General features: G+C 60.1%; 17 protein-coding genes and 1 pseudogene. 4 read left to right on the forward strand and 14 right to left on the reverse strand.

The features are described from left to right. Positions 1–145: 145 nt before the first annotated feature. Together AC1MEK_RS29375 and AC1MEK_RS29380 are read right to left on the reverse strand one after the other, a co-directional pair. Positions 146–1,084 (reverse strand): ketopantoate reductase family protein, encoded by a 939-nt coding sequence (locus tag AC1MEK_RS29375; protein ID WP_480399764.1) that lies wholly within the window; start codon positions 1,082–1,084, stop codon positions 146–148. 178 nt (positions 1,085–1,262) lie between these two features. Beyond that, positions 1,263–2,693: a pyridine nucleotide-disulfide oxidoreductase gene (locus tag AC1MEK_RS29380; protein WP_480399765.1), complete on the reverse strand. Its 1,431-nt coding sequence runs from the start codon at positions 2,691–2,693 to the stop codon at positions 1,263–1,265. A gap of 850 nt (positions 2,694–3,543) precedes the next feature. On the opposite strand from AC1MEK_RS29380, the gene AC1MEK_RS29385 reads away from it, so the two are divergent. Further along, positions 3,544–3,858 carry a hypothetical protein gene (locus AC1MEK_RS29385; protein WP_480399766.1) on the forward strand — a complete coding sequence of 105 codons (315 nt, stop codon included), beginning with the start codon at positions 3,544–3,546 and terminating at the stop codon, positions 3,856–3,858. Positions 3,859–3,866: 8 nt separating this feature from the next. On the opposite strand, the gene AC1MEK_RS29390 is transcribed toward AC1MEK_RS29385, so the two are convergent. From AC1MEK_RS29390 to AC1MEK_RS29400, 3 genes are all read right to left on the reverse strand, one after another. Further along, on the reverse strand, positions 3,867–4,280 hold the full coding sequence (locus tag AC1MEK_RS29390; RefSeq protein ID WP_480399767.1) for a hypothetical protein: 414 nt from the start codon (positions 4,278–4,280) through the stop codon (positions 3,867–3,869). Positions 4,281–4,678: 398 nt separating this feature from the next. Next, positions 4,679–4,942, reverse strand: coding sequence for a DUF1652 domain-containing protein (locus AC1MEK_RS29395; protein ID WP_480399768.1), 264 nt, complete (start codon positions 4,940–4,942; stop codon positions 4,679–4,681). A 371-nt stretch (positions 4,943–5,313) separates the two neighbouring features. Next, a complete protein-coding gene (locus tag AC1MEK_RS29400; RefSeq protein WP_480399769.1) occupies positions 5,314–5,790 on the reverse strand; it encodes an N-acetyltransferase family protein in 477 nt (158 codons plus the stop codon). Positions 5,791–6,203: 413 nt separating this feature from the next. Here AC1MEK_RS29400 and AC1MEK_RS29405 point away from each other — a divergent pair, with 413 nt between their 5' ends. Further along, positions 6,204–7,136: a hypothetical protein gene (locus AC1MEK_RS29405; RefSeq protein WP_480399770.1), complete on the forward strand. Its 933-nt coding sequence runs from the start codon at positions 6,204–6,206 to the stop codon at positions 7,134–7,136. 976 nt (positions 7,137–8,112) lie between these two features. On the opposite strand, the gene dctM is transcribed toward AC1MEK_RS29405, so the two are convergent. The 8 genes from dctM to AC1MEK_RS29445 all read right to left on the reverse strand — a co-directional run bounded on the left by dctM (position 8,113) and on the right by AC1MEK_RS29445 (position 17,258). After that, positions 8,113–9,396, reverse strand: a complete 1,284-nt coding sequence (gene dctM / locus AC1MEK_RS29410; protein WP_480399771.1) for a C4-dicarboxylate TRAP transporter large permease protein DctM — start codon at positions 9,394–9,396, stop codon at positions 8,113–8,115. Then, positions 9,396–10,028 carry a TRAP transporter small permease gene (locus AC1MEK_RS29415; RefSeq protein WP_480399772.1) on the reverse strand — a complete coding sequence of 211 codons (633 nt, stop codon included), beginning with the start codon at positions 10,026–10,028 and terminating at the stop codon, positions 9,396–9,398. The genes dctM and AC1MEK_RS29415 overlap by 1 nt, the downstream gene beginning before the upstream one ends. Before the next feature lie 102 nt (positions 10,029–10,130). Beyond that, positions 10,131–11,126: a TRAP transporter substrate-binding protein gene (locus AC1MEK_RS29420; RefSeq protein ID WP_480399773.1), complete on the reverse strand. Its 996-nt coding sequence runs from the start codon at positions 11,124–11,126 to the stop codon at positions 10,131–10,133. A 372-nt stretch (positions 11,127–11,498) separates the two neighbouring features. Beyond that, a complete protein-coding gene (locus AC1MEK_RS29425; RefSeq protein ID WP_480399774.1) occupies positions 11,499–12,323 on the reverse strand; it encodes an HpcH/HpaI aldolase/citrate lyase family protein in 825 nt (274 codons plus the stop codon). A 166-nt stretch (positions 12,324–12,489) separates the two neighbouring features. Next, a complete protein-coding gene (locus AC1MEK_RS29430; protein ID WP_480399775.1) occupies positions 12,490–13,689 on the reverse strand; it encodes a CaiB/BaiF CoA transferase family protein in 1,200 nt (399 codons plus the stop codon). A 144-nt stretch (positions 13,690–13,833) separates the two neighbouring features. Then, entirely contained in the window at positions 13,834–15,183 is a 1,350-nt protein-coding gene (locus AC1MEK_RS29435) for an MmgE/PrpD family protein (RefSeq protein WP_480399776.1), read from the reverse strand. 10 nt (positions 15,184–15,193) lie between these two features. After that, a complete protein-coding gene (locus AC1MEK_RS29440; protein WP_480399777.1) occupies positions 15,194–16,357 on the reverse strand; it encodes an acyl-CoA dehydrogenase family protein in 1,164 nt (387 codons plus the stop codon). A 61-nt stretch (positions 16,358–16,418) separates the two neighbouring features. Then, positions 16,419–17,258 (reverse strand): HTD2 family dehydratase, encoded by an 840-nt coding sequence (locus tag AC1MEK_RS29445; protein ID WP_480399778.1) that lies wholly within the window; start codon positions 17,256–17,258, stop codon positions 16,419–16,421. A gap of 139 nt (positions 17,259–17,397) precedes the next feature. On the opposite strand from AC1MEK_RS29445, the gene AC1MEK_RS29450 reads away from it, so the two are divergent. Then, complete coding sequence (locus AC1MEK_RS29450) at positions 17,398–18,321, forward strand: LysR family transcriptional regulator (protein WP_480399779.1); 924 nt, start codon at positions 17,398–17,400, stop codon at positions 18,319–18,321. Here AC1MEK_RS29450 and AC1MEK_RS29455 read toward each other — a convergent pair. After that, on the reverse strand, positions 18,318–18,962 hold the full coding sequence (locus AC1MEK_RS29455) for a hypothetical protein (protein WP_480399780.1): 645 nt from the start codon (positions 18,960–18,962) through the stop codon (positions 18,318–18,320). The two genes, AC1MEK_RS29450 and AC1MEK_RS29455, sit on opposite strands and share 4 nt — an antisense overlap. 282 nt (positions 18,963–19,244) lie before the next feature. Between AC1MEK_RS29455 and AC1MEK_RS29460 the strand changes: the two are divergent. After that, a pseudogene (locus AC1MEK_RS29460) lies at positions 19,245–19,316 on the forward strand (hypothetical protein); the annotation flags it as partial. Positions 19,317–19,371: the final 55 nt, after the last annotated feature.

Here is a 19,371-nt window from a genome sequence, read left to right on the forward strand (position 1 = left end):
CCCTTGGTTACTTGGGGGTCTTTTCCAAGTAACTCGACGAAGTCGAAATAGATCTGACGTTAGGAAGAGCGCTCTTGATCTTGCTCTTGATCGAAATCAGCCACATCCACGATCCCAAGAACGCCGCCAAGCAACCGCTTCTAAATCAACGCTCCCTGACCCGCCGCGCCTCATAAGACTTCAAATGCAGGTAAACAACATCCAGCACCGCCAACCCCGCCTTGACGTGTTTATCTGAACCCGAACGCCGGGCAATCATGTCGCCGATCACATGCTCCACCTCGATCTGCGCTCCGCGCTCGATATCGCGCAACATCGACGCCGTCATCTTCGATCCCCTGGCCGTCAACATCGTCTGGAACCGCTGACGCACCTCACTGCGTAAAGCGAAACCCGCATGCTCGGCGACGCTGGCACACTCGGCCAGCAACTTCAGAATCAAATGCTCACCACCGCTTTCGATGACATCGCCAATGCTGGCGCGCATCGACCCGGTGATCCCCGCACCGGTCGCGATGAAACACCATTTTTCCCACATCTCCTGCACGATCTGCTGACTCAGATTGGCGGTGAATCCTGCATCGGACAACGCTTCGGCCACTTTCAGAATGCGTGGCGTCGAGGCGCCGCTCAGCTCACCGAATGACAACTGATTGGTGTCGTTCAGGTGCAGGATCGCCCCCGAAGCATCGCGATCCAGGGAAATCAGGCATTGCCCGCCAAGCACGTTCTCAGGGGCGAAGCGCTCGGCCAGCCGATCAAGGTGCGCCATGCCATTGAGCAGCGGGAGAATTGCGGTCTCCGGTCCCACCGCCGCGGCGAAGGAATCCATGGCGGCGTCCAGGTCATAGGCCTTGCAACTGAGCACGATCAGGTCGAACACCTGGTCGAGCATCGGCGTCATGATGTGCGGCGGCGATGGATACAGGATGTTGCCCAGCGGGCTGCGCACGATCAGGCCGTCGCGATCCAGCTCTTCGGCGCGACCGGGGCGCACCAGAAAGGTCACGTCGCGCCCTGCCTCCAGCAGCCGCCCTCCGAAGTAGCCGCCAATCGCCCCTGCACCCACGATCAATATGCGCATGTTGTGTTGGTTCCTTGTCGATTCAAAGAAGAGGGTCCGAAGCCCCAGAATAGATGAAGGAACGCACTCTATCCAAAAGTTGAATGATGACCAACATATTGTTTTCATGGGCAAATGACAGGCAAAAAAAATCCCGAACCACCAGGGGCGATTCGGGATGCAAGTGTTGCAAGGAGAGTCAGGATTGCGCGTTAGCCAACACCGGCCACAGGAACGGCTGACGCTGCTCCTCGCGATTGACCACCAGCCGGCGGCTGACACTGACCGGCTGGATCAGCGGTTCCTGCAGGCGGGCCAGCACGGAGTCGATCACCGTGCCGCTGGCGTCGTGGTGGAACTGCCAGACGCCGTAGATGCGCCCGTCAAAAGAAGCCTCGCTGCCCAGACGCGGATCGACGCCCAGCCCTGCCCCCAGGCCGAACAGGTGCAGGCCATACAGGCGCTGGCCGTGAGAGTCGAGCGGGCAACCGGCGGGATCGGAATCCACACCGCCCTTGACTTCCATCAGCCGGATCGCGCCGCCACCGGCATAGTTCATCGGCGGCAACAGCGGTTGATAGCCGGTGCACTGCACCACCACCTCGGCCTCGGCCAGGGCCTGGCGCGCCAATTCGTACTGGCCTTCGGGACCATTCAGGGTCTGCAACAGGTGCACCCTGACGCCGGTCTTGCCGACATGCCCGTTGGCCAAGGCCTCGCGTCCTACATCCAGCGCCCGATAACGCAGGCCGCCGGAGCGGTTGACTCGGCCGGAGACCGGGCAGACATCCTTGACCGGATCGAACACGTAACCTGCCTCGGCTGCGGCTTCAGCGGTCTCGTAGAACAGCCGGATGGGTGAGCGGTGGACCAGCGTGACTTCATCCATGCCGGCGAACTCCAACGCATCGGCGAGGTTTTCCAGGGTGGAAAACGCGCTGTGCGAACCGCCGACCACACAGACGCGCCCCTTGCGCGCCAAGGTGGGAGCGAAGAAATCACGCAGCTGCACGCCGTTCATGCGCAGCAGCTCGTCGGCGCTCTGGATTCTGGCCTTGGGCGAAACCGCCAGACCTTGATCGGCCAGGCTGTTGAGCAGGTGTTGCGGGTCCTGCCGTCCGCCCAGGTTGAGAACCACCGCGCGGCAGCGAATCCGCCGGGTGTGGCCCTGGGATTCGACCCAGACCTGATAGCCGTCGTCTTCATGCACCACCTCGGTGATGGTGGTGCTGGTCCACAGCATCACGCCGTAGTGTTCGACGATGAAATCCAGCACCAGCGTCGAGGCCTCGGCCAGCAGCTCGGCAACGTCCGCCAGTTGCGGCGCGCTCTGGGCCTGACGGCGGATGCGCCAGTAGGCCGGGGAATGCTCCAGCGGTTCGAACACATCCTTGAGCGCCGGATCGCGCAGGCAATCGAGAAACACATCGCCCACCGAGTTGGCGGTGATCCGGTAATCGCCTAGCCGTCCCGTGCCTGGATTGGGGCTCGCATCGACGACGATCAGGCCTTCCTTGGCGAGTTCCGGCATGGCGCCGCTCTTCAGCGCATTGAAGAGCAAACCCATCCCCGCAGGCCCCGCTCCCCCGACAACGCAACCGCAAACGGTTTCCAGATGATCTCCATACATATTCTTGACTCCAGACGAGGTCGATGCATGAGCGGCGCCAAATGAGCGCCCGGGACAATAATGAACAGGCACACCGTCGCGCCTGCTGCAAAGCAACTTGCTTTTTATGTCGTGCTTGATACAAATATGTCTTAGTTGATACAAACACAGGGCCGTTAAAAGCGTTGGGCATGACTACCGCACACCGGCTATTCAGGCAGTGGATTTGCAACATCAAGAGTGCGCATCTGCGCCACTAATAAGGAAAGCCAGAGTTCCGCGCAGGCTACCGCCCTTTGCCACAGGCGCTCTGAACCAGGACATTCAGGCGTGCATCTGTGAAGGGCCGAAATCTATTTCAAACTATTACAAGAACTACGGCGTAGGGTGATGGTTTCAAAAAAGCCGAGAGGTGTCAAATTTTCGAGAAAGTCTGATTTCTGGCAATCAGGCAATGCAGCTCATTGTTTTAATTGATTTTTATTTTTTGACGCCAATGAAAATCCGTTTTATACGACGGCGATGCATTTTTTAAATCAAAACTGTTCATTTTTTTATCAACTTGCACTGAGTGGCGATTAAGCGCGCCGAACGCCTGCCTGGAAAGTTGTCGGAAAACTGTCACTTGAAAAACAGTCTCGTTATCGAGATGAGAACATTTGTCACCCCACGCACTGTTTTCTGTACGCAGGCAACTTAATGGCGCCATAAATAGTTCGTGGCTTTTTTCGCTGACAAAGCTCGCCAGGCGAGCAAAATCGATGAATGGTCGTGCCTGACGGAAGAAAAAACAGAACTATTTCAAACCCATCGGCCTCCATTGTCTGGCTTGCAATACTTTTGAACGCATATGGATATAGGGGTCGCAGTCATGAATGCCGAGAAAAACCGTCGGTCCAGCATTGCCGAAATCGATTACTCCCGGGATACGCTGTTCGGCCCCATCCCCATGCAGGCGACCTGCAGGGTGCGGCTGGCGACGGTCGAAATGGACGGCCTGACGCTCAGGGAACTGACGATCATTGGCCAGGTGCCAGACTACCTGTCCAAGTCAGCGCTGATCCGCGTAGCGCTGGATGGCAGGATCGAAGCGGGGCCGATTCGGGAGCACTACGCCGTCGAGCAGAACGGCGAGGAGCAGTTCAGGTTGCTGTTCGAGAACGAGCACAACCGCAGCGTGCACTGAAGTGCAGCTTATTGAACGTGGCTTGCGTGCCTGAAGCCTTCGGCAGCGTCGGCGTGCAGACTTTCACCGTCGAGCATGGACGCCTGCCCCAATGGCCCGTGGCTGGCCTGCTGCACCTCGAGTGGCGGGAAGTCCTCAGCACCGGCAGGGGGCTTGCCATAGCGCAACCCTTCGATCTGCGGTGCGGTGTCGAGCACCGGATCCTGCGGCAACATGCGCTGACGCTCGAGGGACGTCATCGGCGGTTGAAAACTGGCGTTCCTCGCCTCCAGACGCTGCAGCATCAGCAGGATCGCAGCCACGCAGAGCACCACCACGCTCAGCAGCAAGCCCACGCCCAGCATCATTCTGCGTCGACGAACATCGCGTCTGAAATCGAGCCCTGGTGTCTCTTCATGGGCATCGGGCTGCAAATCAGCCATGCATTCCCCTGTCTGCGTGGAGTTGAGCGAAGCCGGCGGACCGCCGCCGGTGCGGCCTTAAGATAAAAGGTAAATGAATCGGTGGCTACAGGTATGTGAAGGCCTGCACGATCCTTCATGTTCAGCATGACAGGCCGATCTCGCGGCACGCTGAACGAAAGCCAGTTTGCCGGGACGCAGACCGAGTCATTTGAATGTACCAAGCCACGCTCTTATACGCTGATGCGTGCATGAGCCAGCAATTAATAAGCAAGATTGGACAACTATCTAAAGATATAAACACAAAGCATTAATGATGCCGACAACTTGAACCGCCCCCTCAAACAAAACGCCCATGATATGAACAGCATCATGGGCGTCGGTCGATGTACTCAATACGGTAAAACTGTGCTTCTCGATCAGCTCGCCAGTGCATGCCGCTGCTGATAGCGCGAATTGTTGAGGTCGGCGCGCAATTCGCCAATCAGCTCGCACAGGGCACGGCTGTTGTCCAGACGATCCAGCGCAATGCCGCTGGCCAGCAGCTCCACGCGCTCGGTCAGTGGGTCGATCACCTCAACCGTCATGGTGTCGCTCATCACGGTACAGTTGCAACGCATGGGCAGAAACGCACTTTCAATAATGCTGCGTAGTTCAAGGTTGGAGAGTGTGCATGCAATCATTAGTTATATCCTCCGTGGCCGCTGCTGTCATACTTTGTAACAGTCGCCAGCCAAACTTTTAATGAGCCGCGTACGTGGGAATTCCTTCACCCCGATTCGTCACAAGAACCGCTTGGCTATTGGCGAATAATCCAAGTTATACGCCTGGCTAAAACGTGAAGCAAACAGGCAAAAATGAATGAATTCCGGCGCCGGAGAAATGTCTCCACTGCCGAAAAAACGATTCATCAGCGATAACCAACGGAAAAAACGGGCAGATAGATTGGTTTACCCGGGACCCGCGGGCGAAAACAGCCGCCGAACGGTAAATCTGGCGCGAAGCCATTCGTCGGCCACTGTAACGCTGGCCGACGAATGGATGGGATCTAGGGTTATTCGCGAGGCAGGCGCAGGTGAATCAGCGCCACCCGGGCACCTTTCTTGTCCTGACGCTCTTCAACTGCGAAGGGCTTGAAACCCAGCCGCGGATAGAAAAGCAGGCCTGGCACGTTGTGGTTAAAGCATGAGGCGGTCAGTTCCTTGGCTTCGTGCTTGCCGAAGGCCAGTTCCATCATGCAGCCGATCATGTAGCGCCCTACTCCCTTGGAGCGGGCGTGAGGCGCGATGATCACGTTGCCCATGGAGCAGCGGCCACGGAAATCGAAGCGGGAGAAGTTGGCGAAGCCGACGACTTCGCCGTCCAGCTCGATCACCGTGTTGTCGGAGCGCTGTTCGATGGCGGCTTTCAATTGCTCCGGGGTCAGCGGGAAAGTCGCCTTGGGAAACATGTAGAAAAGCTCGTCGATGCTCTGGGGCATGTCGCAGACGGCCGGGATGTCTTTTTCTTCCAGGGGACGGTGTACGAACATGGTGGTAAACCTCTCGAGGAACGTTGGGCCGTGCTCAAACTATAGGTTAAAGGCTGGCACCGGGACATTAGCCTTAAGGCGTGGCAGCACATCTATATTGCAGCGCTGTGTCGGTCAGTTCGTCAGCGCCGAGTCCATAGGACAACTTATGGGGAAATTTAGTGCCAAGGTATTTCCAGGCTCTTCACTTCACGCGAATTTTACGGCGCAAACCGTTGAACAGATTGAACTTTGGCAAACCGGGCAGAACGCCTGTGTGACGTGGGCAAGTCATGCAAATTGCATGGAGCCTGATGCCGCTCTTTATAACTAACTGACTGTTTTAACGTGTATTTTTCTGCAAATAGCCGGTGGCACAGGCGCTGCATCTCTCATCGCGAAGCAAAACCATTATTCGCACGGAGCAGCATCCGATGAACGTTTCCCCTGATTCCTATCCTGCCGTCACAGAAGAATCTTCCAATGCCTCGGGCGTTTCCTGGGCAGCCATCTTTGCCGGCGCTGCGGGCGCCGCTGCGTTATCGCTGATTCTGGTGCTGCTCGGCTCGGGCCTTGGCTTTTCGGCCATGTCGCCATGGGCCGGCGAAGGCGCCAGTGCCAAGACCTTGGGCATTTCCACGGTCGTGTGGCTTGCCCTGACCCAGATCATCGCCTCGGGCCTTGGCGGCTACCTGGCCGGACGCCTGCGGGTGAAGTGGGCGAACATGCACGGCGATGAAGTGTACTTTCGCGACACCGCCCACGGCTTCCTCTCTTGGGCGATTGCCACGCTGGTGGCGGCCGTACTGGTCGTCGGCTCAGTCAGCGGCATTGTCGGCAGTGGCGTGAAAGCCGGTGCCAGCGCGGTGTCTGGCGTTGCCGGCACTGCTGCCGTGGCAGCCGGGACCGCCGCAGGTAATACCTCTTCCGATCAATATGGCTACTTCGTCGACAGCCTGTTCCGCGACAACCGCCCTGCCGCTGTCAGCGACGACGCAGCCCGCGGCGTAGTGGTGCGTATCTTCGCCAAGACCCTGGCCAACGACGGCCAGCTGGCCCCTGAAGACCGCGACTACCTCGCGCAACTGGTGGCACAACGGACCAACCTGAGCCAGGCCGACGCCCAGGCGCGAGTCGATCAGGTTTATGGCCAGGCGAAACAGGCCTTGGCCGATGCCAAGCTTAAAGCGCAACAAGCCGCTGACGCCGCCGCCAAATACGCTGCGATGACGGCGCTCTGGACCTTCGTTGCCCTGCTCTGCGGCGCCTTTGTCGCCAGCCTTGCTGCCATCTGGGGTGGTCGCCGTCGCGATGCGGTGACTTACGTCGAAACCCGTGCTTATGCCAGCACTTCATCCGTTCGCTGATCAAGGAGAAACATCATGCGCTCATTACTGCTGTGGTTCCTGGGTGTGCCGATTCCGGTGATTATCCTGATCGCACTGTTCATGCATTGATTTGACCGAGTCGTAGACGATCCGCGTGGTGCCTCTGAGATATTGGGGGCCTGCGCGGATTTTTCTTTTCAGGATTAAGGTCAAGGGCAAGATCAAGAGCGCTCTTCCTAACGTCAGATCTGTTTCGACTTCGTCGAGTTACTTGGAAAAGACCCCCAAGTAACCAAGGGGTCTTGCTCCTGGTTTGGCCCGACTTCGTCGGGTCCCCTCTCTCCGGTCCCGCTCCGTGGGCCCGGCGCGAAGGGCCATCCATGGCCCAACGCGCCTCTCGCGGCATCCATGCCGCTCGACCCACTCCGCGAGACCTCCGTTCGGCCTGCACCCAAGTCGCGATTTGTGGTGTTTGGGCTATCGCGTACGAAGATCAAAAGCAACGGCAGATCAAAAGCGATTGAACGACATCGTCCGTAGCAGCACGGCTTGCCGGCGGGAGCGATCTTGAGGGCGACCCGCGAGCAAGCTCGGCTGCTACGGGACGGGGCTCACCGCAGGCTCTTGATCTGGCTTTTGATCGTCATGCGCAAATCTCACAAACACCACAAATCGCGACTTGGGTGCAGGCTGAACGCAGGTCTCGCGGAGTGGGTCGAGCCGCATGGATGCGGCGAGAGGCGTGTGGGCCATGGATGGCCCTTTCACGCCGGGCCCACGGAGCGAGGCCGGAGTGAAGGAAGTCCGACGAAGGAGGACCCAAACCAGGAGCAGGACACCTTGGTTACTTGGGTGTCTTTTCCAAGTAACTCGACGAAGTCGAAACAGGTCTGACGTTAGGAAGAACGCTCGTGATCTTGATCTTGATCTTTAAAAACAGCAAAACCAAAAAAGCCCCCAATGACACAAAGTTCAAAGGGGGCCAAGGCACTGCGCTCACAGTACGTTCAAACCCTCAAGGCATTCCCAACCAATTCGGCAGCGCCAGCGAAATAAACGGCACATAGGTCACCAGAATCAGGAACAGCAACAGAATCGACAACCACGGCAACGCCGCCCGAATCGTCTGCCCCAGCGTCAGCCCCGTCACCGCCGAGGTCACGAACAGGTTCAGCCCCACCGGCGGATGCACCAGGCCGATCTCCATGTTCACCACCATCACGATCCCCAGATGAATCGGATCGATCCCAAGCTTGGTCGCAATCGGGAAAAAGATCGGCGCCAGGATCAGCACGATCGCCGACGGCTCCATGAAACTGCCCGCCACCAGCAACACCACGTTGACCATGATCAGGAACCCGATCGGCGTCAGCCCCTCGGAAATCACCCAGTTGGTGATCTGCTGCGGGATCTGCTCGGTGGTCAGCACATGCGCAAACAGAATCGCGTTGGCAATGATGAACATCAGCATGATCGACAGCCGCCCGGACTCCAGCAGCACCCGCGGGCAATCGCGCCAGCTCATGTCGCGGTAGACGAACAGCGCGATGAACGCCGAGTACACCGCCGCCACGGCCGCAGCCTCGGTCGGCGTGAACATACCGCTGTAGATACCGCCCAGGATGATCACCAGCAACAGCAGGCCCCAGAACGCCCGGCGCGCGGTGGTCAGCCATTCGCGAAACGACACCCGAGGTTGCGCCGGCAGCTTCTTGACCCGGGCGACGATGTAGATCACCACCATCAAGATCACGCCCAGCAGGATACCCGGCACGACACCGGCGATGAACAGCTTGCCCACCGACGTCTCGGTCGCCGCCGAGTACACCACCATCACGATCGACGGCGGAATCAGAATCCCCAGGGTACCGGCGTTACAGATGATCCCGGCACCGAATTCCTTCGGATAACCGGAGCGCACCATACCCGCCACGGCAATCGAACCTACGGCCGCCACCGTTGCCGGAGACGAGCCGGACAGCGCCGCAAACAGCATGCACGCCAGCACCGCCGCAATCGCCAGGCCGCCACGAATGTGGCCGACACAGGCGTTGGCAAAATCAATCAGGCGCTGGGCCACGCCGCCGGTGGTCATGAACGCGCCGGACAGCAGGAAGAACGGAATCGCCAAAAAGGTGTAGCTGTCGGACGTCTCGAACAGCTTGATCGCCAGCGAGCTGAGCGAGTCCTGGCTGAACAGCAGGATAGATACCGCACCAGACAGACCCAGCGAGATCGCAATCGGGACGCCCAGGAACATGAAGACGAACAGCAACAGGAACAAACAGAGAACCGTCATCAGTGTTGCTCCTCGTTGGGGTTGGCCAGTTTGCTGGCTTCAGCCGCTTCGTCGGCCAGGCCCAGACCGGTCTGCCGGTGGGTCCAGATGCGATAGAGGATTTCCAGGTAGCGGGCGATCACCAGGGCAAAGCCGATGGGCACGATCACCGTGATATGAGCGATCTTGATGCCGTAGCGGTCCAGATCTTCTGCACCGATGCCCGCGACGAACAGCGCCGACACCCATTTGTAGCTGGCCGCCAGAAACAGCCCGGCGTAGGCCAGACAGCAAGCGCAGGCCAACATGGCCAGCAGCCGTTGCACCGGTTTGCTGGTTTTCTTCACCAGCGCATCGACCCCCAGGTGCCCTGCGGTACGAACGCCGTAGGAAATCCCGAAAAATATCAGCCAGCCGAAGATTGCTTTGGTCAGCGCGACGCTCCAGGTCATGCCTTGGGCGTAGCCCATCAAGTGATCGCCAATCCCTGCGAAAAAATCACTGCTGACCGCCCACTGATCGCTGAGGGTGTAAAACAGCGTGTAAATGTTGTTCAGCGCCACGTAGACAAAAGTCACCAGCGTCATGGCAGCCAGCAGGAACGCAATGAAGGCTTCCTCCAGGTGCTCCCAGACTCGCGTCAGCGATTGCATAAGAATTCTCCGAACGTAGAGAGAGCGGCCACCCCTCCCGAACGAGAGCGGGTAGCCACACAGACATCACTGCCTGTTTCGATCAAAGCGCGGTTTGAGGGCTCAAGGCGCGGTGTTCGAGGCGTCGGCGGCCTTGATCAGGTCGGCGCCGATTTCGTCGGAGAACTTGTCCCAGACCGGCTTCATGACTTCACGCCATTTGGCGCGTTGCTCGGGGGTGAGGGTGACCACTTCGCTGGTCTTGGAGTCGATGATCTTCTGCTTGGCCGTCTGGTTCAGCGCTTCGGCCTGCTTGTTCACCTCGATGGTCACTTGGTCCATGATCTTTTGCAGCTCGTCGCGCACGTCAGGCGCCAGGCCGTTCCAGAACTTGGAGTTGGTGATGACCATGTAGTCGATCAGGCCGTGGTTGGACTCGGTGAAGTACGGCTGCACTTCGTTGACCTTCTGGCTCTCGTAGTTCGACCAGGTGTTCTCGGTGCCGTTGACGGTGCCGGTCTGCAGGCCCTGATAGACCTCGGCGAAACTCATCTTGCGCGGGTTGGCGTGCAGCGCCACGAACTGCGCCTCAAGCACGCTGGAAGCCTGTACGCGGAATTTCAGGCCGCGGGCGTCCTTGGGATCGACCATCTTCTTGTTCGCCGACAACTGCTTCAGGCCGTTGTGCCAGTAGGCCAGGCCGTGAATACCCTTGTCGTCCATCGAGGTCAGCAGCGCCTTGCCCTGCGGGCCTTGCTGGAAACGGTCGACGGCGGCCAGGTCGTTGAACAGGAACGGCAGGTCGTAGATCTGGGTTTTCTTGGTGTACTGCTCGAACTTGGCCAGCGACGGCGCCAGCATCTGCACGTCACCGAGCAGCAGGGCTTCCATTTCCTTGCCATCGCCGAACAGCGAGGAGTTCGGATAGACCTCGACCTTGACCTTGTCTTTCAAGGCCGGATCGGCGGCCACCATTTTCTGGAACATCAAGGCGCCCTGGCCTTTTGGCGTGTTTTCCGCCACCACGTGGGCGAACTTGATGACAACGGGATCAGCGTGAGCCATACCGGCCACGGACACTGCAGCGGCGCAGAACAGCGCCTTGGTCAGCTTCAACATCGATATCACCTTTTTATTTTTGTATAGGAATCGGTACTGCTAGAGCGTTGTGCCATCTAACGATGCCCAACCTGATGCGTGTAGAGAATCAGCTTTTATGTAAACCGGCGTTCGGCAGAGCTGAACGCCAGACGTTTCTGGCAAGACGATCCCCAACCGCGAGCCAGAGAGGTTGCCGGTAGAAAGTTAGCAGGCTAAGCAAGAAGTGCCACTATTGATTGCCATTAGGCCAGTCTGAATACGCCAACCGCCATATTGTGGGAGCCGGCTTGCTGGCGAATGCGGCATGTCATTCAACGATATGTTGTCTGAACAAACGCATTCGCCAGCAAGCCGGCTCCCACATCGAATTGCAGCGCCGACCGAATCGTTTCAACTCGCTGCCAACGCCAACAACCGCTGCGCCCTGAGCAACACCGGCGCATCGACCATCTGCCCGTCCAGCTGAAACGCACCGGCGCCTCCCGCCGCCGCGCTGGCGTCGACCACCCGCTGCGCCCAGGCCAAGTCATCGGCGCTCGGCGCCAACGCCGCATGAATCACCGGCACCTGTTTGGGATGTATGCACAGCGCGCCGCCATAGCCCATGTCGTGGGCATGGCGAATCACCCGGTGCAGCCCTTCCGGATCGCCGATGGCCGGATGCACGCCATCCAGCGGCGGCAGCAGGTCGGCGCCTCGGGAATGCAGCTGCACCGACATCCGCGCCTGATCCAGAAACAGCTGCGCCGACGGCGTGCCGGTGTTCAGATTCAGGTCCAGCGCCAGGTCCAGCCCGCCGAACGACAGGCGCTCGACCCCCGGCGCCTGGGCGATTTCCTGCAAGGCCAGCAAGCCCTTGGCGCTTTCTATGATCGGCAAAACCGGTTTGCCGGTAGCCCATACCGCCGCCACGTGCGCAGCGCTTTCGACTTTGGGCAGCAACACACCGACCACGCCTGGGTGCTTTTTGCAGAAAGCCAGATCGGCCGCGTGCTCGGCATGATCCGGGGCGTTGACCCGCACCCAGAGCGAAGCCTGGGGATTGGCCTGCAGGAACGCGGCAAGGTTTTCGCGGGCCTGACGCTTAAGCGGTTCTTCGACGGCGTCCTCGAAATCGACGATCACCGCATCGGCGCCCGCAGCCAGCGCCTTGGCAAAACGCTCCGGACGGCTGCCGGGCACGAACAGCGCGGAGCGGATGATGGGTTGGGGCATGGTTCAAGTTCCCTGTAACACGTCCCTGTAGGAGCGAATTCATTCGCGAATGGCCGGTACACCCGATACATCTCTTTCGGATGTACCAACGGTTCGCGAATGAATTCGCTCCTACAGAGGCGGCATTGTTTAACGAACGACAGATCGGTGTGGAGCTCGCACTCGGTCAAACCACCCCGGCTTCACCCATCCGCGCCTGCTCCTCAGCCGAGAACCCCAGCTCGCCCAGAATGCTCTGCGTGTGCTGCCCCAACCCCGGCACGCCATCCATGCGCGGGGTGAAGGCGGCATTGCGCCCCGGTGGCAGCAGCGACGGCAGCTTGCCGGCCGGGCTGTCCACTTCGCGCCAGCTGTCGCGGGCCTTGAGTTGCGGGTGTTCCCATACGCCGTGCATGTCGTTGACCCTGGCGTTGGCGATCTGCGCGTCTTCCAGGCGCGCCACCACTTCGTCCAGGCTGAGCGCGGCAAAGCCGTCGACGATGATCTGGCGCAAGACTTCGCGGTTTTCCGAGCGCTTGAAGTTGGCCGAGAAGCGCTCGTCGGTGGCCAGCGCCTTGTCCAGCAAGACCTTCTCGCAGAACAGCGCCCATTCGCGCTCGTTCTGCAGGCCCAGCATGATGGTGCCGCCACCGCCGGTGGGAAACGGCCCGTACGGGTAGATCGTCGAGTGCGACGCCCCGGCGCGCGGCGGTTGCGGCGCACCGTTGTAGGCGTAGTACATCGGGTAGCCCATCCACTCGACCAGGCTTTCCAGCATGCTGACGTCGATGCGGCTGCCCTCGCCGGTCTTGTCCCGCAGCAGCAGCGCCGAAAGGATCCCGGTGTAGGCGTACATGCCGGCGGCGATGTCGGCAATCGAGCAACCGGCCTTGGCCATCTCGTTCTCACCGGGCCCGCCGGTCACCGAGAGAAAGCCGCCCTCGCTCTGGATCAGCAGGTCATAGGCCTTTTTCTTTTCATAGGGCCCACCTTCGCCGTAGCCGGACACGTCGCAGACGATCAGCCGCGGAAAGCGCTCATGCAGCGCCTCGAACGACAGGCCCATGCGCGCGGCAGCGCCCGGCGCGAGGTTCTGCACCAGCACATCGGCCTTGGCCAGCAGCGATTCGAGAATGTCACCCGCCTCGTCCTGTTTCAGGTCCAGGGTCAGGCTTTCCTTGGAGCGGTTGGTCCAGACGAAATGCGAGGCCAGGCCATCGACGCGCTGGTCATAGCCACGGGCGAAGTCACCGACACCCGGGCGTTCGATCTTGATCACCCGCGCGCCCAGGTCGGCCAGTTGGCGCGTGCAGAACGGCGCTGCGATGGCGTGTTCCAGGCTGATCACGGTAATGCCGTCCAGCGGACGGGGGTTGTGTTGAGTCATCTATTTAACCTCTGCTGCATCGAACGACCTGTGGGAGTGAGCTTGCTCACGAAGAGGCCGGTGCATCCGACAAATCGTTATTGCATGATCCCCTGCATTCGTGAGCAAGCTCACTCCCACAGGGAAAGCATTCCCAGATAGCAATCAAATAAGGTCCGCCAAATCCCGCGCATCGCGCAGTTGCCAGACCCGCTCGATCAATGCCTTGCCCTGCTCCGTCGTGCGCGCGCCGGAAAACGCCAGCAAGCGTTGGACCTTGGCTTCCAGCTCGGGCCGCGACAGGGTGTTGCCCGGGTCGCCCTTCGGATCGTCAATCGCAGCGGTCAAGGTGCGGCCGTCGGTGGTGGTGACGATCACGCGGCCCAGCCAGCGTGCCGGGTAGGCGCCGTCGACTTCAGGGTCCAGCTCCATCGTCACCTTCTCGCGGAAGGCCGCCACTTGCGCGTCGGTCAGCGCCAGGTCGCGGAACTCGATCAGTTGCGCACTGCCATGCACGGCGATCAGCCCCAGCACCGCGCCCATGGAAAACTTGGCCTGATGCACGGTTTGCGGCACGTCCACGCGGCCCAGCACGTCGATCGCGCCCTGATGCACGCGGGTGACCACTTTGGCGATCTGCTCATGCTGCAGACCTTCGCGCTGCATCAGGTGCAGCAAGGCATCGGCGGCCGGATGGGTGTGGCGGCACGAGGCGTGGAACTTGAACGAGGTTTCCACCAGCGCCCAGCGCGTGCCCAGTCGGTCCGACAGCCACTTGGGATCGCTGTCGGTGGACATCCCGGCGGCCATGCCCTGATCGCCCTCGAGAATGTTGCGCGCACCGGTCAGGCCGTCGGCGGTCATGTAGGCGGCAAGCAGGCCATCGGCGGCGGCCTTGGCGGTGTGCAACTGTTTGGAGTCGGCGGCATCGCGCAAGAACTCCCACAGCCCCGCCGCCTGGGTACCGGCGCTGCCCAGCAAGTTGATGAACTGCTCCTGATTGAAGTCCAGCAACTTGCCCACCGCCACTGCGGCGGCCAGGGTGCCGACGGTCGCGGTGGTGTGGAAGATGCGGTAGTGCGAGCGGCCCATGAACTCGCCGATGCGAATCCCCGCCTCGTAACCGGCTACCGAGGCCAACAGCAGCTCCTGGCCGGACTTGCCCAGGTCCTGCGCCGCCGCCAGCACGGCAGAAAACACCACCGTGGCCGGGTGAAGCACCGAGCTGTTGTGCAAGTCATCCTGCTCGACCAGGTGCGAGGCCGCGCCGTTGACCAGCGCCGCGAAGTACGCCGAGGTACGGCGCTCGCTGGTCAAGACCTTGGCCCTGCCGTCCGCCGGGCCCATGCGCTCGGCGTAACGCTCGAAGATCGGAATCGGCCGCGCGCCCTTGCTCGCCAGAGCCGAGCCGATCCAGTCCAGAAACAGGTCTTCGGTGCGGTCGAGCACGTGGCCGGGGATCTGCTCGTATTTCAGCTCGGCGAGGAAGTTCGCCAATGCCTGGGTATGAGTCATTGCAAAGTCCTCAGAAGCTGCGCGGCAGTTCGAGCAGGTGCTCGGCGACGTAGGAAAGAATCAGGTTGGTGGAGATCGGCGCGACCTGGTACAGACGGGTCTCGCGGAATTTGCGCTCCACGTCGTACTCGTTGGCAAAGCCGAAGCCGCCGTGGGTCTGCAGGCAGGCGTTGGCCGCTTCCCACGAGGCCTTGGCGGCCAGATACTTGGCCATGTTGGCGGCGGCCCCAGCGTTCTTGCCGCTGTCGTATTCCTCGCAGGCGCGCCAGCGCATCAGGTCGGCCGCCTCGATCTCGATGTGCGCTTCGGCGATCGGGAACTGCACGCCCTGGTTCTGGCCGATCGGGCGCCCGAACACCACGCGGTCACGGGCATAGGCGCTGGCCTTCTCGACGAACCAGCGACCATCGCCGATGCACTCGGCGGCGATCAGCGTGCGCTCGGCATTCAAGCCATCGAGGATGTATTTGAAGCCCTTGCCCTCTTCGCCGATCAGGCTATCGGCAGGCAGTTCGAGGTTGTCGAAGAACAGCTCGTTGGTTTCGTGGTTGACCATGTTGGCGATCGGCTGGACGGTCAGGCCCTTGCCGATGGCCTCGCGCAGGTCGACCAGGAAGATCGACATGCCTTCGGATTTCTTCTTCACCTCGGCCAGCGGCGTGGTACGCGCCAGCAGGATCATCAGGTCCGAATGCTGGATGCGCGAGATCCACACCTTCTGGCCGTTGATGATGTACTTGTCGCCCTGCTTGACCGCCGTGGTCTTGATCTTGGTGGTGTCGGTGCCGGTGGTCGGCTCGGTGACGCCCATCGATTGCAGGCGCAATTCGCCGCTGGCCAGTTTGGGCAGGTAATAGCTTTTCTGCGCTTCGCTGCCGTGACGCAGCAGGGTGAACATGTTGTACATCTGGCCGTGCACGGTGCCGGAGTTGCCGCCGCAGGCGTTCACTTCTTCGAGGATCACCGAGGCTTCGGCCAGGCCCAGACCCGAACCGCCGTATTCAGTGGGGATCATCGCCGATAGCCAGCCGGCGTCGGTCAGCGCCTTGACGAAGGCTTCCGGGAAGCCCTTCTCTTCATCGATCTTGCGCCAGTACTCGGCGGGAAATTCGGCACACAGCGCGCGCACGCCTTCGCGGATGGCATTGAGGTCTTCATTGTCGTATGGAGTCATGATCTTGCTCGCGTCCAGCGGCCCGGTGCTGATTCCGGGCCTGGCTATATAAAAGAAGGAATCAGTCGAAGAGCACTTCGGCGCTCTGCGCCACACCGGCCTCGTTGCCCGCCCACAATTGCGCCTTGCCCGGCTCGGTGATTTGCCCACCCACGCGGAACGGCGTCGGCACGTTCAGCGGGCGCACGCCGCGATAGGCGAAGTGGCGCACGCGCTTCTCCGGGTTGGCGCGGATGAACGCCCGCAGGTTGAAGGTGGCGATCATCGGCCCATGCACCACCAGGCCCGGGTAGCCTTCGGTCTCGGTGACGTAGGGGTAGTCGTAGTGAATGCGGTGGCCGTTGAAGGTCACGGCCGAGTAGCGGAACAACAGGGTCGGCGTCGGTTCGATGGTCTCGCTCCAGTCGCCTTGCGCAGGCGCTTCGCCGCTGCTGAGCTTGGGCGGGTTGGGTTCGCGGTAGACGATGTCCTGCTCTTCGCGCACGCACAGCTCAGCGTTCTGCGAGTAGTCGTGGCGCACGGTGACGAACAACAGCGAACCGGTGCGGCCATGCTTCTCTTCGATGTGCAGGATGGTCGACAGGCGATGGGCCTCGGCGCCGACTTTCAGCGGCTGGATGAATTCGACCCGGCCACCGGCCCACATGCGATTGCGGTTGTCGGCCGGCGGCAGAAACCCGCCACGAGCGGGATGCCCGTCAGTGCCCAGCAGGCTTTCGAACACTGGCTCCTGGAAGAAACACCACTGCCACAGCGCAGGCAAGGCTTCGCCCTCGGCAGGCAGCGGCTCGCCAAAGGTGGCGGCAATGCGCTTGATCAGGTTCAGGCTCAGATGATCCCGGGCCTCTTCGGTGCGTCCGATCCAGGCACTGAAATCCACCGGCGAATCTGTCGAACTCATAGGGGATGATCCTCTGCGATTGTTGTTATGCAGCGTGTTATGCAGTGATCATGGGATTTACCCGGCATTCTGTGAATTTGCATTTGCGTATACCGGCGTTCATGTATGCTGAACGCCTTTGCAATGTCCGGACACAACCATGCACTTCGACCTGGCTGACTTGCGCCTCTTCATCCACATCGGCGAATCCCCGAGCCTGACCCAGGGCGCGCGCCGCGCCTTTCTCTCCCCCGCCGCCGCCAGCGCGCGGATCAAGGCCCTGGAAAGCCAGCTCGACACCCGCCTGCTGTACCGCGACAGCCGCGGCGTCGAACTGACCCCGGCCGGGCAACGACTGCTCAAGCACGCGCGGCTGATCATGAGCCAGGTCGATTACCTGAAAAGCGAATTCACCCACTACGGCACCGACTCGGCCGGGCACATCCGCATCTTCGCCAACACCACGGCGGTCACCGAATTTCTGCCCGAAGTGCTCGCAGGCTTCCTCGCCCAACGCCCCGGCGTCACGGTCGACCTGCAGGAGCGCCTGTCCCGCGACATCGTGCGCGGCGTGCTCGACGGCAGCACCGACATGGGCATCATCGCAGGGCCCGTCGAAGCCGCAGGTTTGCAGGTGCTCCACTTCAGCACCGACCGCCTGGTGCTGACCGTGCCCGAAGGCCATGAATTGGCCACACAGAAGAAAGTAACGCTGAAACAAACCCTGGCCTTTCAGCACATCGGCCTGCACGAAGGCAGCACGTTGCTGAGTTTTCTACGCGATCACGTTGAACGGCTGGGGCAGAATTTGTCGTTGCGGATTCAGGTGTCGAGCTTCGAGGCGATCTGCCGGATGGTCGAAGCCGGGGTGGGGATCGGCATCATTCCCGAGTCGGCGGCCACGCGGCACAGCCGGACGATGAAGTTGGTGACCATCGAGCTGGATGAGCCTTGGGCCGTGCGGGAAAGGAGCATTCTGGTGCGCGAGCTGGATGCCCTGCCGGGGGTGGTCAGGGCGTTGATTGCGGTGTTGATGCCTGACACAAATCAAGTATCTAAACTGCGTGTATCACGCGAGCACTAAATGCTTTGAATCCGTATGCTGTCCACATCAAACCAGCCCCCCTGCTTTCCATTCTCCAGCATCAGGCGCATCTCCATCGTGCCAGCGCTTGCAGTGAAGTCCAGTTGAAAAAAATGCCACCTGGCAATGTCCACCACCGTGCTGGCGTCGCCATTGGAAGTTGAGATGTAGAAGCGCCCTCCCGCGGGCAATTGATTAAGCCCCAATGTAAAGCGGTAGCGTGTACCGACGCGCAAACCGCTAATCGCCTTATATAAAGCCACACCGGGCGGCACCGTTCCAGTGTTTCGGATTACATGAGTGTTACTACCAACCGGGTTATCGTGAACGCGTATCACAAAGTTCGCGCCTGCGGGTCCTCGCTGCCAACCATTGAATGTACCGTCATCAAATCCGGTGGACTCATCAATCGGCACCGCGATCACTCGCCAATCATTGGATTGAACAGTGCCTGCCTTGCCCAAAAATGTGTGTTGCCCCAACGCCAACGCTTTAACCTCAAGACTCCACACGCCATTTATGACCGTGGCAGTTCCGAGATACTGAGTCCCATCGAATACCTGTATCGTATCGGCCGCAGTCAAATGCTCCAAACTTTTCGCCAAGCTCAAGCTAGCGGATTCCTTGTCCTTGGATTCCATTATGGCCATCTCCATCAGGCGTCTATCCGGGACGCGATTCTGCGACTAACGGTTTTAAAAAATGCAACTACCCGCCCCACAAAAAAATCATTACACATGAATTAATGTAGGGATACTGTCAGAAATAACAGTCGCCCTACTTTCCATTGAGCCGGCTACACTTTGTCGAAATAACAATCACTCACAAGCTAATTAATCAATCCATACGTCCCCACATTCCAACGCAAATCTATCTGTTTGAGCATCCTCAACCACCGCCCCGGCGGATAACCGAACGTCTTCATAATTCACAACTCGGCCGCCACGCGGCACAGCAGGATCATGAAGCTGATGACCATTGAGCTGGATGAGCCTTGAGCGGTGCGGGAAAGGAGCATTTCGGTGCGCGAGTTCGACGCCCTGCCGGGGA

It is taken from the genome of Pseudomonas sp. 2 (assembly GCF_056627435.1).

Bases quoted from the DNA above. Each gene is read 5' to 3' on its own strand.
- AC1MEK_RS29450 (WP_480399779.1), top strand. From the start codon at position 17,398: ATGCACTTCGACCTGGCTGACTTGCGCCTCTTCATCCACATCGGCGAA.
- AC1MEK_RS29390 (WP_480399767.1), bottom strand. From the start codon at position 4,280: ATGGCTGATTTGCAGCCCGATGCCCATGAAGAGACACCAGGGCTCGAT.
- dctM (WP_480399771.1), bottom strand. From the start codon at position 9,396: ATGACGGTTCTCTGTTTGTTCCTGTTGCTGTTCGTCTTCATGTTCCTG.
- AC1MEK_RS29385 (WP_480399766.1), top strand. From the start codon at position 3,544: ATGAATGCCGAGAAAAACCGTCGGTCCAGCATTGCCGAAATCGATTAC.
- AC1MEK_RS29420 (WP_480399773.1), bottom strand. From the start codon at position 11,126: ATGTTGAAGCTGACCAAGGCGCTGTTCTGCGCCGCTGCAGTGTCCGTG.
- AC1MEK_RS29425 (WP_480399774.1), bottom strand. From the start codon at position 12,323: ATGCCCCAACCCATCATCCGCTCCGCGCTGTTCGTGCCCGGCAGCCGT.
- AC1MEK_RS29455 (WP_480399780.1), bottom strand. From the start codon at position 18,962: ATGGAATCCAAGGACAAGGAATCCGCTAGCTTGAGCTTGGCGAAAAGT.
- AC1MEK_RS29415 (WP_480399772.1), bottom strand. From the start codon at position 10,028: ATGCAATCGCTGACGCGAGTCTGGGAGCACCTGGAGGAAGCCTTCATT.
- AC1MEK_RS29445 (WP_480399778.1), bottom strand. From the start codon at position 17,258: ATGAGTTCGACAGATTCGCCGGTGGATTTCAGTGCCTGGATCGGACGC.
- AC1MEK_RS29440 (WP_480399777.1), bottom strand. From the start codon at position 16,357: ATGACTCCATACGACAATGAAGACCTCAATGCCATCCGCGAAGGCGTG.
- AC1MEK_RS29395 (WP_480399768.1), bottom strand. From the start codon at position 4,942: ATGATTGCATGCACACTCTCCAACCTTGAACTACGCAGCATTATTGAA.
- AC1MEK_RS29375 (WP_480399764.1), bottom strand. From the start codon at position 1,084: ATGCGCATATTGATCGTGGGTGCAGGGGCGATTGGCGGCTACTTCGGA.
- AC1MEK_RS29430 (WP_480399775.1), bottom strand. From the start codon at position 13,689: ATGACTCAACACAACCCCCGTCCGCTGGACGGCATTACCGTGATCAGC.
- AC1MEK_RS29435 (WP_480399776.1), bottom strand. From the start codon at position 15,183: ATGACTCATACCCAGGCATTGGCGAACTTCCTCGCCGAGCTGAAATAC.
- AC1MEK_RS29380 (WP_480399765.1), bottom strand. From the start codon at position 2,693: ATGTATGGAGATCATCTGGAAACCGTTTGCGGTTGCGTTGTCGGGGGA.
- AC1MEK_RS29405 (WP_480399770.1), top strand. From the start codon at position 6,204: ATGAACGTTTCCCCTGATTCCTATCCTGCCGTCACAGAAGAATCTTCC.
- AC1MEK_RS29400 (WP_480399769.1), bottom strand. From the start codon at position 5,790: ATGTTCGTACACCGTCCCCTGGAAGAAAAAGACATCCCGGCCGTCTGC.